This window comes from Pararhizobium sp. P1_E7, assembly GCF_056405855.1.
This window is the reverse complement of sequence record NZ_JBFUBH010000072.1, coordinates 1-13159: the sequence shown is the minus strand read 5'-3', so window position 1 is coordinate 13159 and position 13159 is coordinate 1. Positions and strand designations below refer to the sequence as shown.

The window sequence follows — 13159 nt, the reverse complement described above, 5'->3', positions numbered from 1 at the left end:
ATCGAGGGGAGCCGGCTGGTGCGCAAGATCGCATCGGCGCCGTCATTAGCCGCCATCATCGACGCGGAAGTGTCCCCGTCGCCGTCGGCGGCGAGCGACGAAAGCCTGCTTGACTATTTCCGCGCCAATGCCAGCTCGATCTATCACCTGTGCGGCAGCTGCATGATGGGGCCGGACGCAACGGCATCGGTGGTGGATGCCCGGCTTCGGGTGCATGGGGTCGAAGGCCTGCGCATCGTCGATGCCTCGATCTTTCCCAATGTCACGGCCGGCAACATCAATGCGCCGACAATGATGGTCGCGGAAAAGGGTGCAGCGATGATCCTCGAAGACGCGGCTTGAACCTCACCACCGGCCGGGCGATAATCGCTAAAATGGAACATTTTCAAATTGCTATAGAGTAATTATATGACTGTATAATTTCTCTTGCAAGATGACCGAAGCCCGCTATCCTGCCTTCCGACTGTCCGGCAGATCGCCGCGGCATCGACATCAGCAGAGTGGACGACGGCCAGACGATGACGAGAGATCCCCGCTACGACGTGCTTTTCGAACCGGTGAAAATCGGACCTTTGACAGCACGCAATCGCTTCTACCAGGTCCCCCACTGTTCCGGCATGGGCTATCGTTATCCCAATGCCGAGGCACATATGCGCGGGATAAAGGCGGAAGGCGGCTGGGCGGTGATCTCGACGCAGGAGGCGGAAATCCACCCCACCTCCGACCTGACGCCGGCCAACGAGGCCAGGCTGTGGGATGACGGCGATATCGGCGCGCTTTCCCTGGTCGCCGATAAAATTCATGCGCATGGCAGCCTTGCGGCAATCCAGCTGGTTCATAACGGGCTGCACGTCGCCAATCGCTTCAGCCGGATGATACCACTCGCCCCGTCGCACGTCATCGGCGACGGGCTGGATCCGGTTCAGGCGCGGGCCATGGACAAGTCCGATATCGCCGATATGCGCCGCTGGTACCGCAATGCCGCCATCCGCGCCAAACAGGCCGGCTTCGATATCATCTACATCTATTCCGGCCATGACATGAGCGTGATCCAGCACTTCCTGTCGCGCCGGCACAACCATCGCACCGACGAATATGGCGGCTCCTTCGAGAACCGGCTGCGCCTGTTCAGGGAAATTCTCGGCGATGCGCGCGACGTCGTCGGCGATACCTGCGCGCTCGCCGTCCGGCTGGCCGTCGACGAGCTGCTCGGCCCTTCCGGCATTACCTGCGAGGGCGAAGGGCGCGACATCATCGAGGCGCTTGCCGAGGTGCCGGATCTCTGGGACGTCAACCTTTCGAACTGGTCGAACGACAGCCAGACATCCAGGTTTTCCGAGGAAGGCTTTCAGGAACCCTATATTCGCTTTGTCAAATCGGTGACCACCAAGCCCGTTGTCGGCGTTGGCCGCTACACTTCGCCGGACAGCATGGCGCGGGTGATCAGGCAGGACATCATGGATTTCATCGGCGCGGCGCGTCCCTCCATCGCCGATCCGTTTCTGCCAAAGAAGATCGAAGACGGACGCATCGACGATATTCGCGAGTGCATCGGCTGCAATATCTGCACATCCGGCGACAACACCTCCGTTCCCATGCGCTGCACGCAAAATCCGACAGTGGGTGAAGAGTGGCGCAAGGGCTGGCATCCGGAAAGGATCGCAGCCGCGGACGAGACCGGTGCCGTGCTCGTCGTCGGCGGCGGGCCGGCTGGGCTTGAAGCGGCGCGGGCGCTGGCGCAGCGCGGCCTCGACGTCACCTTGGCGGAAGCTGGCCGGGAATGGGGCGGCCGGGTCAGCCGCGAAAGCAGGCTGCCGGGACTTGCAACATGGGCGCGTGTGCGGGACTGGCGGGTGGGGCAATTAAAGTCCTACCAGAATGCGCAGATGTATTTGCAAAGCCCCTTGAGCGCCGACGATATCCTGCAATACGGCATCCCCCATATTGCCCTCGCTACCGGCTCGCATTGGCGCTCCGACGGGGTCGGGCGCACGCACTGTCTGCCACTGGATTATCTGCAGGCCGGCGTGACCCTATCTCCGGATGCCTTGCTCCGCGACGGGGCGAAAGCTGTTTCGGGGGATGGGCCGGTCGTCGTTTTTGACGATGACTGTTTCTACATGGGCAGCGTACTGGCCGAACTGCTGGCGGCGTCCGGGCGGAAAGTGACCTTCGTGACGCCGGAGGCTCAGGTTGCACCATGGAGCAACCACACACTGGAACAGGCTCGGATCCAGCGGCGGCTGATCGATCTCGACGTGACGATCATCACCGCTCACTGTCTTGCCGGCCGCACGGCCGCCAGCCTCGAACTGGCATGCATCTACAGCGGAAAGACAAAGTCGATCGATTGCGCCGCCTTCATCCCGGTTACCGCCCGCCTCCCTGATGAAAGCCTCTGGCTGGACCTGACCGCGCGCCGCGAGGAATGGGCGGATGCGGGGATACAGTCCGTCACCCGCATCGGCGACTGTCTGGCGCCGGGGCTGATCGCGGCCGCGAACTATTCGGGCCATCAATATGCACGCGAGTTCGGAACGGAGCGATCGACAGATGCCGTGCCATTCATGCGCGAGGATATCGCGATGATCCGGCCACCTGCTGCGGCGGAAGGCAGGTAACCACTGCAGCATTTTTGGGCCATCGTTCGACGGCCCGGCAACGAATTTCCGCCGCCGCGATCCCATTCGCCGGATGTCGCAGCGGCGGCTAAATCCGTCCGCTACAGGATGAAGTCGTCGGCCCGTAGCGCCAACAGTCCGGCAATCTCGATCTGGAAGTCTGCCCGTCCGTCGCCATCGACATCACCGTAGACGATGGTTTTGTCCTTTGCCGTGCCCGTCTCATTGAATTGACGCTGGAGCAACTGTCCTGCCTTGCCGCCAAAGTCACCCTGGCCAAGCCATGTGAAGGCCTGATTACCCGTTAGTTTGGTGTTGGCATCCATCGCTGACAAGTCGATCTTGTCGCTGCCGTGGGTAAAATCGGTGATGATGTCACGCTTGTCCTGTCCGGATTGCGAACCGAGCGTGGCGTTGTTCACATATCCCGAAATTCCCTTGGCCGAATCGTCAATCAAGCGGAAAACGAAGGTATCGGCACCGGCGCCGCCGGTGAGCGTATCGACGCCGGTACCGCCGGCGAGCGTGTCGTTACCGCCGCCGCCGATGATGATGTCGTTACCGCCCTTGCCGTCCAGATAGTCGTCGGTATTTCCCCCCGTAAGTGTCTCGTTGCCGGACGTGCCGGGGACCTGTTCGAGGACGTCCTTGACCGATATTTTTATGGATTTCGATGCTTCGTAGCTCGTTCCAAGCGCCGGATCATCCAGGCGGATGGTGACGTCGAGGATCGGATTGGTCTCGAAATCGAGCTTGGCCCCCGCCTTCAGCCATAGCGCGTTGTCGCGTATCTCAAACAGCGATGCGTCAGCACCGGCAAGCGATAGCTTGTTGCTGCCGCCGTCGGCATCAAGCACGGTGAGGTCCGCTACCTTGCGCGGGGCTGCCGTCGATGCGTTCTCGGCAATGGCGGCAATCGTCTGCGTCACTTTCAGCGCCGGCGCATCGTTGACGGGTGTGACGGTGAGGTTGAAGGCCGAGCTGACCGGCGTTGAACCGTCCTCGTTGCCGTCTTCAACCAGAACCTTGAAGGAGGCCTTGACCGTTTCGGAACCGTCATGCCGGAAGGTGACGCGGCCGGCGGCAATATCGGCCGCGGTAAAGCTTGCCGCCGCCCTGCCGTTGACCAGCAGCGTGCCGCTGGCCACGCTCGAGACCGTGAAACTGACACCGGCAGCGCTGTCATCCGCGTCGCTGAAGCTCAGATCGGCGGCTTTCAGCGTGTAGCTGCCCCCTTCGGCAACCGTTGCCTTGAGGTCACCGGTCAGCACCGGCGCGTCGTTGCCGATCAGGATCCCATTTGTCGCGGGGACGCCGTTCAGCGCAGGCACCAGGTTGTTGCCAGCCGCGTCTCGGATCGTGCCTCCGTTGAGATTGATGCCGGCTCCAAGCGTGACACCAGTCATGTCGGCTTGGCCGGCGGTGACGGGCAAGCGGAAGACCAGCGCCGACGTCCCGCTGCCACTGACATATGCCGCATAAACCGTACCGCCAGTGTCCAGCGTCACGGCAATCCGCGGCGTGCCGCCGGCCGTGCTGACGATCACCGCATCGTCAAAATTGACGGTGAAGTTAAGATTTTGGCCGGTGACATAGGTCGCGTTCGCAGGCGTGCTGACCGATGTGACAGCGGGTGCCGCATGGTCAATCTGATAGGATTGGCCGGTGGTGTATCCAGAGGCGATGGCGTTTCCGGCAGCATCGGAAATGCCGGTGGCTCCATTATTCAGATCGAGCCGCAAAGAGCCATTACCGGTGATGCCATTGACGGTGACCGTATACGTGCTGCCGTTGACCGCGGTGATGCTGGCTATCGTGCCAGTGACGGCGCCGACCGGCGTCAGCGAAAAATCCGAAACATCGACGCCGGACACACTTTCCGTGAATGTTACCGTGTATTGAACGCTGCCGGCATTGGTGTTCTCGCTGCCGGTGCGCACGATCGACGTGACGCCGGGGGCAACACCGTCGATGGCATAGTTGTTGGAATCGGTGGTGCCGCTTCCGGCATTGCCCGCAAGGTCCGTCACTCCGGTATTGTTGAGGGTGATGACATTGCTCGTGTCCGTGATCCCGCCGGCGGGCGTCAGCGTCGCCGTAAAGGTGATGTTGTCGGACGTATTCAGACCGCTCAGCGTGCCATTGGCAACTGTGAGATCGGCGAGGGTGAAACCAGTGACAGCCTCGCTGAAGGTAAATGTGACCTGCGAGGTTTGTCCTGTTCCCAGCACGCTGTCCGTGACCGCTATGGTCGCGGTCGGGCGCGCGGTATCGACGGCATAACTGTTGGAATCGGTAGTGCCGGTTCCGGTATTGCCGGAGGCGTTCGAGACGCCGGTATTGTCGAGCGTAATAAGGTTGGTCGCGTCCGTGATACTGGTGTTCGGCGTCAACGTCGCCGTCCAGGTGACGCCGCCGTCGGACGAGCTCAGGTTGSTCAGCGCGCCATTGGCGACTGTGAGATCGGCGGTGGTAAAACCGCTGACTGCCTCGCTGAAGGTGATGGTGACCTGCGAGGTTTCGCCAAGCGTCAGCGCGGTATCGGCGACCACGACGGTCGCGGTCGGGCGTATGGTATCGACGGTGTAGTTGGCGGAATTGGTGGTGCCGGTTCCTGTGTTGCCGGCAAGGTCCGACACTCCGGTATTGTTCAAGACGATGAGGTTGGTCGTATCGTGGATGCTGGCGTTCGGCGTCAGCGTCGCCGTCCAGGTGATGCCGCCATCGGACGAGCTGACGGCGCTCAGCGAGCCGTTGGCAATCGCCAGGTCGGAGTTGTCGAATGCGGTGACAGCCTCGCTGAAGGTGATGGTGACCAGCGAGGTTTCGCCTGCCTTCAGCGTGGCATCGGCGACCACGATGGTCGCTGTCGGACGTTGGCTGTCGACGGCATAATTGTTGGAATTGGTGATGCCGCTTCCGGCATTGCCCGCAATGTCCGTCACGCCGGTTTTGTCGAGCGTGATGAGGTTGGTGGTGTCCGTGATCCCGGCGCTGAGCGCGAACGTCGCTGTCCAGGTGATACCGCCGTCGGACGAGCTCACAGCGCTCAGCGTGCCGTTGGCAATCGTCAGGTCGGCGTTGGTGAAACCAGTGACAGCCTCGCTGAAGGTGAAGGTCACCAGCGAGGTCTGACCTATTCCCAGCATGCTGTCAGCGACCACGATGGTCGCGGTCGGGCGCACGGTATCGATGGCATAATTGTTGGAATCGGTGGTGCCGGTTCCGGCATTGCCGGACGCGTTCGAGATGCCGGTATTGTCGAGCGTAATAAGGTTGGTCGCGTCCGTGATGCCGGCGGTGGGCGTGAACGTCGCCGTCCAGGTGATGCCGCCATCGGATGAACTCACAGCGCTCAGCGTGCCGTTGGCAACTGTGAGATCGGCGTTGGTGAGACCGGTGACAGCCTCGCTGAAGGTGATGGTCACCAGCGAGGGTTCGCCCACCTTCAGTGCGTTGTCCGCGACCACGATGGTGGCGGTCGGAATCACGGTATCAATGGCATAATTGTTGGAATTGGTGGTGCCGCTTCCCGCATTGCCCGCAATGTCTGCCACCCCGGAATTATTCAAAGTGATGAGGTTGCTCGTATCGTTGACGCCGTTGGTGGGCGTCAACGTCGCCGTCCAGGTGATGCCGCCGTCGGACGAACTCACCGCGGTCAGCGTGCCATTGGCAATCGTCAGGTCGGCGGTGGTGAAGCCSSTGACGGCTTCGCTGAAGGTGAWRGTRACCAGCGAGGTTTCGCCCGCCGTCAGCGCGGTATCGGCGACCACGATGGTCGCGGTCGGGCGCTGGGTGTCGATGGAGTAGTTGTTCGAGTCCGTGGTGCCGCTTCCGGCAWTGCCCGWAAGGTCYGYCACSCCGGTATTGTYGAGCGTGATGASGTTGGTCGCGTCCGTGATGCTGGCGYTCGGCGTCARSGTCGCCGTCCAGGTGATGCCGCCGTCGGACGAGYTCAGGTTGGTCAGCGCGCCATTGGCGACTGTRAGATCGGCGGTRGTGAAGCCYGTGACGGCYTYGCTGAAGGTGAARGTRACCAGCGWGGTTTCGCCCAGCTTCAGTGCAGTGTCCGAGACCACGATCGCAGCGGTTGGAGGCGCTGCTGTGATGACGATGTTGTTGATGGTGTGGTTCGTCTCTAATTGATCGCCGCGATAGCCGCCTGCGGAAATATACAGCCGAACGTCATCGACAATGTCGAACGCAGCGCCCAGTGAAACGACTTGCGGAAAGTAATTTGAATCCCATCCCTCAAAGGTGGTTGATGCCACCTGGACGCCATTCAAATATCCTTTGACGGTAATTGTCGTGGATTGCGTCTCGCCCCAGTTGTAGTAGGTGAACTGGTCGATGCCGAAATCGCTTCCATCTGCCGATTTTATCGACATACCCTTCGTTCCGCCATTGGCGCCGTCGTTGTATGTCAACCCGGTAAAATTGTCGCTGCTGGATAGGAAGCTATTGCTCTCCCAAGAAATATTGCCAACGGCGGTGCCGTTGACGTCGCTTATGTTCCGCACCTGGATATCGATCCCCGACAGATTGGTCGAACCTGCCTCGCCATCCTCGACGATCCCGTCCGCCGTGCCGGTATTGCCGGTGAAAATCAGCGTACCCAATATCGGCGTTGCGAGAAGCGCGTCATAGCCGGGCGATCCATCGGCACCCAGGGCGCTGGTCTCGATGCTGCCAACTTGACGCTCGAGGGTCCAGTTGCCTCCCAGGTGCGCTGCGCCGGTCGCGTCGGTGGAAGCTGCAATATCGGCGCCAGAATATTGGGCCAGCAGATCAAGGAATCCCGCTCCCGCAGATCCCGCAGCCACATTGCAGCCGTAGAGCAAAATATCGCCCGTTTCGCCGAGCGCTTCGCCCAAAGCCGCGAGTTCAGGACCGTGCGCCTGCAGCGATGCTGCATCGACCAGCGTGCTGCCGAGCAGCAGCGCGCCGGGCTCGCCATGGGAGATGATGTGAATGGCATCATAGCCGGATTTGCCCACTGCCCATTCGGCCATCTGCGTGATCGCGTCGGTTGCCGGATCGATCCAGACGAGTTCAGCCCCCGCAGGAATGCTGGCCGCGAGATCTTGCGCATCAGCAAGTCCGGCGTCGATGAATACGACCTGCAGCCCGCCGCTGGCTTTCGTCTCGTCTGCAGTCTCCATGACAATGCCGGTCATCGTTTCCCCCAAAATACTTATGGACCACAGCGCTGGCCGGAGGCCTCCGGAGGCTGGTTGTCTCGCTTGATGTAATTGCGTTTTCGGACATCATGCCCGTTGAAAAAATTGGCTTATTTATATGTGATCCTTCGCCGAAACCGCGAAGCGGGTCCGTTGATCCGATCAGGCAATTGCCGTCACATCCGCCACTTCAGTCCGATCCGCACGGTATCGAGCCGCACGTCGTTCTCGAAGCGCGGAAAAGCACCGACGGGTTCGATGGCGGGGCCTGTCGCCGTCACCGAGCCGAAATCGTAATGCAGGTATTCGAGTGAGAGCGACAGGTTTGGCTTGACGCGCCACTCCGCGCCTGCGCCGGCCACCCAGCCGGTCTCCGTACCGCCGCCGGACACATTCATCCGCCCAAATGTGGGCAACACTTCCTTGTCGAAGGCGCGGACATCGACGTCGGCGACGGCAACGCCGCCCGAGACGAAAAACAGGACATCGCCTGCGCCAAGGCCGGCGCGGGCTCGAAAACTGGCTGCCCAATCGATGCCGGCACGCGTATGCGTATCGCCGACGATCGCCGAAGTGCCGGTTGCCTCCAGGTTCATCGCGCTGAAATCGACGACACCGCCGATGACAAGAGGTGTGCCGCCAAGATCAATCTGGCGGTCACAACCCGCTTCGACACCCCCCGTCAGGCCGCCATCGTGGCTTTTGATGGTTTCATACTCGCCGGCGCCGCCGTTCCAGGAAAAACCGGAGCCGGCAAAGGGGCCGTCGCGAAAGGGTGAATCGGTTGCATCGGCACCTGCTCGCGCATAGCCGGCATTGGCACCGACATAACAGCCGTTCCACGATTGACCGCCAGGCTCGGTAGCAAATGCCGGGGCCGCAAACAGCGAAAGTGCCACCGGCGCAAGGGAACAGAACCAACGGCCGGTTCCGGCTGGCCACAGTGATTGCCGTGTGTACGAAAACATATCCCCTCCCGAGTGTCGGGAAAGCAATACACTCGTTCTGATTGGGAAAAAAGACGGGGATTCTAGCCTTTGGCCGGGAACTGAAGAGAAAAATGCGGTGAGGACATTAGGTTACAGTAAAGACGGCATAGGCGCTGTTGCAAAACGATACGTAGCCCCGGGGGCGATGGATGATCGGGATTTGCCAGGAACGCTTCGGCAACTTTTTCAAAGACGGATCAGTTGCCGTTGACATAGATGACGGCAAACTTGTCTTCATAGGCTTTGCGCCAACCGGAAAGCTCGTTGAAGAAGGGAATACGCCTGTCATCCGGCTCGAGTAGCGCCCATTTGATGGCATGTTCTTCGATCGATTTTTGCAAAATGGGCTTCCCGGCGGCGGTTCCCATTTCGACCGTTGCATTCATGAAACCATTCAGGAAAAGCTGGTCGGTCCGGCCATCGATATAGGTCTTGACGCCGTGGAAGATCAAGCTGCCTCCAAAATTGTAGGCGTTCAGCACATTTCCGGACAGGCCATGTGCCTGCGCGAAAGCCAGTGCACCGGATGCAGAGGTCTTGTCACTCGGTGTGACCGTCGAAAAGCTCAGAAAGATTGCACAGGCCGCAAACCAGCCCACCACGATCACACCGCTGATCTGGCGGTAGTGTTTGGCGACAGCGCATTCAACAACGTCGCGGGTTTCTCCCATCCATTTGCGCGTTGACAAGCCGGGAAATTGTTCCGCGACGTCGGCCGCCAATACGATCGGCACGAGCAGCAGCCAGAGGTACTGAAAACGCGAATAGGCCAGAAACAGATGCAGCGTAAAGATGAAGAAGGCGGCGTAGGTCCAGCGGATGCGTATTCGTGTGACCAGCAAGGCAGCGATGACGGTTAGAAGCAAGGTCTCGGACAAGACGTCCGTGCGGGCATTGAAGGGGTTCCATTCGCTGATATGGGCAACCGCCTCATTGCCCGATGCGACAGTGAAGGTGGCCAGTATGGCCTTTGCGCCGTAAGGATTGATCATGGTGACCAGGGGGCAAAGGAGGCCGAAGGCGATCCACATGGCGAGAATGCGTGGCTGCGAGAAACGCGCGCGCGCCAAAAAATCCAGCCCGGCAAACGCCGCGATGACGAAGCCGAAGGTAAATGTGCCGTGCAGATTGGCCCACAGGGCAAGCAGTCCCAGCAACCAGAACGGCGGTGGCTGCCTGTTGCGGGCCGCCTGAAACAGCATCGCCGTCCACAGGACCATAATGGGAAGGCTGAAGATCAGCGGCCGTGCATTGTAGACCGCACCCACGAAAAAGGTGAGGACCATGACAAGGGCGATCGTCACGAGCGGCTTTAGAGCAGCGCTCAGATACCAGGTCAAGATAAACGTCGACAGGGCGACCGTCGAGACCGTTACGAAGATCACCCCGCTCCAGCCGAAGGTCTTGTAACCGGCCGCCAGAAGCACCTGCCCCAGCCACTCCTTGGCAATCCACGGCTGGCCCGCAAACGTATGCGAATAGGTATCGACGACCGGGATAACCCTGTTTGCCAATATGTCCTGTCCGACTTTCACCTGCCACCAATTGTCCGGATCATGCAAAAGCGCCGACGAATAGAGGAGGAGCTTTGCGGTAACGATCAGGACCAGGGAAAGGCAGACGATCAACCGGATTCGCCGGCTTTGTTCCACTGCCAACTGTTGATCGCCAAGGACAGGCTTGTCCTGCGGGATCGTCTCTTCAAAGGTTATTTCAGTCGCGGCCATGGTCCACACTCAAAATGCGATGTCGTCGGAATTGCTGGGCAGGGCGGCGGGAACGAAAACGAACCGCGATGATGCGAGATAAAAGAGAACCGAATAGACGCAGATTCCGGCCAGATGCACCCACGGATTGTTGGTGAGACCGCAGGAAATGGCTGTGAAAACAACCGCCAGATTGGCGCCGTAGGCAGTCACAAAGCTCAGAGCGTATCGAAGCGGAGTGCCTTTGCGCCGGCGTGCCGCATCTGCAAATGTCCACCGGCTGTTGAGGACAAATCCGAGCATCAGCCCGAAGGCGTAGCCGAGAATGTTGGACACGATGTCGCCGCAACCCAATGCCAGCGCTGCGAGGATGATCGTGTATCCAAGCGCGGTGTTGAGCAATCCGACCGCTGCGAACCGGAAGAGGCGCACGGCCTCAAGCGCTCGGTTTGATCGCGTGAACAAAATACTGGGCTCCCATCGGAACGCGGGCGAGGTAGCGCTCCAGCGGCCGCAATTTGGCGAGAAAACGCGGAAAGAAGATCCGGTATACGGTTTTGGTCCTCGAAAAGCCGGCGGCGGCCATCCGCCTGTTCATCTGGCGGGCATCGATCAGAACGGCATTCTCGTCGAAACTGCAGTTTCGCACGGCATGCTGCGTCAGCGGATTCCAGGGATTGTGCTCGAACAGGAAGAAGCTGCCGCCCGGCTTCATCACCCGGCCGATCTCAGCGAGAAGACCGACATGCAGTGCCTCGGGGATATGGTGGAAGACGCAGGCCGTGAATACCAGGTCGAAATGATCGTCGTCATACGGAATGGTCCGGCCGTCGAATGGCTGGCAATGTGCCTGGCCGGGAAAACGGGTACGGGCGATATCCAGCGATTGGGACGAAGGATCGAGCAGTACAATCTCGCTGTCGGGAAAGGCTTGCCGCATCGGGCCGAGCGAGTTGCCGACGCCGGCACCAAAATCGAGAATCCGCAGCGGTTTCTTGCCGCGGCGTGCCAGGACCGCGGCCACATCGCTGATCTTGTAGCGGGCAAAAAAGGCCGGCGCCTCGCCGCTCAGGCGAATGCTGGCGGCGTGCTCCTGCTCGTATTCATCGGCAAACTTGTCGAATTCGGCCTCAAGCACGGGCGGCTCCCCGAACGAGTGCCTGCAGGCGATGCACATGCACATCCGTGCCGTCTGCGGCCGTATCGCAACATACAATTTCGTTGACGATGTAGAGCGGCCGCCGCTTCGTCTCCATGTACATGCGCCCCAGATATTCCCCGAAAATACCCAGCACCAGCAGCTGAACGCTGCCCAGGATGAGCACGATCGCGGCGAGGCTCGTCCACCCGGGGATGACGTTGCCCTCCAGCCAGGAGAAGATGGTGTAGCCGAGCGTCAGCAAGCCGATCAGGCCGAAGACCATGCCCAGGTGGGAGGCAAACCGCAGCGGCGCGATGGAAAAGCTGGTCATCGCATCGACAGCCAGGAGGACCATCTTGCGTAGCGGATAATGCGTCGTGCCGGCAAAGCGGGCCTGCCGGTGATAGTGAAAAGCCGTCTGCTTCAAACCGATCCAGTTGACCATTCCACGGATGAAGCGATAGCGCTCCGGCATGGCGTTGAGATGATCGACGGCGCGGCGGCTCATCAGCCGGAAGTCGCCGGTATCAGCGGCAATGTCGATATCGACCATCCGCCGAAGCAGCCGGTAAAACAGCGATGCCGACGACCTCTTGAACAGGCTCTCGCCATCGCGCTTCAGCCTCTGGCCGTAAACGACATCGAAACCCTCGTCCATCTTCGCCATCATCGGGCCGAGCAGTTCGGGCGGATCCTGGAGATCGGCATCGAGTATAAGGACCCTTTCGCCGCGGCAAAGCTCCAGTCCGGCGCTCAGCGCGATCTGGTGACCGTAGTTTCGCGACAGGTCGATCGCAACGACATGCGCATCTTTGCGCGCGAGCTCGACTATCGATTCGCGCGTCCCGTCCGTGGYCCCATCGATGACAAGCACGATCTCGTAGGACGAACCGGCCTGCGCCTCGCAGGCAGCCGTGACCCGCCTGTGCAGTTCTGCGACGCCGTCCCGTTCATTGTAGCAAGGGATGACCACAGAAAGTGCTACTGCCTGTTTTGCCGCAATATCCATCCGCTCGGGCACCCGTTGCTCCCCGTTGTTCGCTTGGGTTTACGCCAGACCGATTAAAAATCCGTTCGTGCAGCACTGGTGATGCGTTAGTATATTGATTTTTAACAGTTAAATGGATCCGGCGAAAAGACCTGACGGGCGAGCGGTCCAGAATCAATGAGCCCGTCACCTGACGGATGACGGGCTCTAAATTGTCTCGCAACACGGGTTTTGGAAAATGGCTTCAACATGAAGGTCAGTAACGCTTTTGCTCTTAACGCCGTTCCGGTTTCGGCCAAGGCAACGACACCAGAAAATTAGTCCTTGCTTATGGAAAAGTCCAGTCACAGTTTTCTGCGATTTCGTCGGCCCAAGCGCTATTCCCTGCCTGCCGGGATGAGGCAGAACGACGAGGAGATCACAGCAGAAGTCGAAGCGCTGAAGAGGGCCTTCCCTTGCGAAAAAACGCCAAATGGATCAGAATTCGGCTGAAATTTGCGGGCCCGCACAAAAGACTAGGCAGATTATATG

General features: G+C 60.0%; 8 protein-coding genes. 2 read left to right on the top strand and 6 right to left on the bottom strand.

Annotated features, from left to right (window positions below; genetic code table 11):
• On the top strand, positions 1 to 342 hold a 342-nt coding region (locus AC1D17_RS25190; RefSeq protein WP_477568020.1), incomplete at its 5' end, for a GMC oxidoreductase.
• Positions 343 to 518: 176 nt separating this feature from the next.
• Entirely contained in the window at positions 519 to 2621 is a 2103-nt protein-coding gene (locus AC1D17_RS25185; protein ID WP_477568019.1) for an oxidoreductase, read from the top strand.
• A 101-nt stretch (positions 2622 to 2722) separates the two neighbouring features.
• Here the strand turns inward: AC1D17_RS25185 and AC1D17_RS25180 are convergent, their stop codons facing one another.
• From AC1D17_RS25180 to AC1D17_RS25155, 6 genes are all read right to left on the bottom strand, one after another.
• Positions 2723 to 7801, bottom strand: a complete 5079-nt coding sequence (locus AC1D17_RS25180) for an Ig-like domain-containing protein (protein WP_477568018.1) — start codon at positions 7799 to 7801, stop codon at positions 2723 to 2725.
• 179 nt (positions 7802 to 7980) lie between these two features.
• Positions 7981 to 8772, bottom strand: a complete 792-nt coding sequence (locus AC1D17_RS25175; protein WP_477568017.1) for an outer membrane protein — start codon at positions 8770 to 8772, stop codon at positions 7981 to 7983.
• A gap of 218 nt (positions 8773 to 8990) precedes the next feature.
• Positions 8991 to 10520 carry a hypothetical protein gene (locus tag AC1D17_RS25170; protein ID WP_477568016.1) on the bottom strand — a complete coding sequence of 510 codons (1530 nt, stop codon included), beginning with the start codon at positions 10518 to 10520 and terminating at the stop codon, positions 8991 to 8993.
• Between the two features lie 9 nt (positions 10521 to 10529).
• On the bottom strand, positions 10530 to 10964 hold the full coding sequence (locus AC1D17_RS25165; protein ID WP_477568015.1) for a GtrA family protein: 435 nt from the start codon (positions 10962 to 10964) through the stop codon (positions 10530 to 10532).
• A complete protein-coding gene (locus AC1D17_RS25160) occupies positions 10936 to 11637 on the bottom strand; it encodes a class I SAM-dependent methyltransferase (protein ID WP_477568014.1) in 702 nt (233 codons plus the stop codon). The genes AC1D17_RS25165 and AC1D17_RS25160 overlap by 29 nt, the downstream gene beginning before the upstream one ends.
• Positions 11630 to 12649: a glycosyltransferase family 2 protein gene (locus AC1D17_RS25155; protein ID WP_477568021.1), complete on the bottom strand. Its 1020-nt coding sequence runs from the start codon at positions 12647 to 12649 to the stop codon at positions 11630 to 11632. Before AC1D17_RS25155 ends, AC1D17_RS25160 begins: the two co-directional genes overlap by 8 nt.
• Between the last annotated feature and the right edge of the window lie 510 nt (positions 12650 to 13159).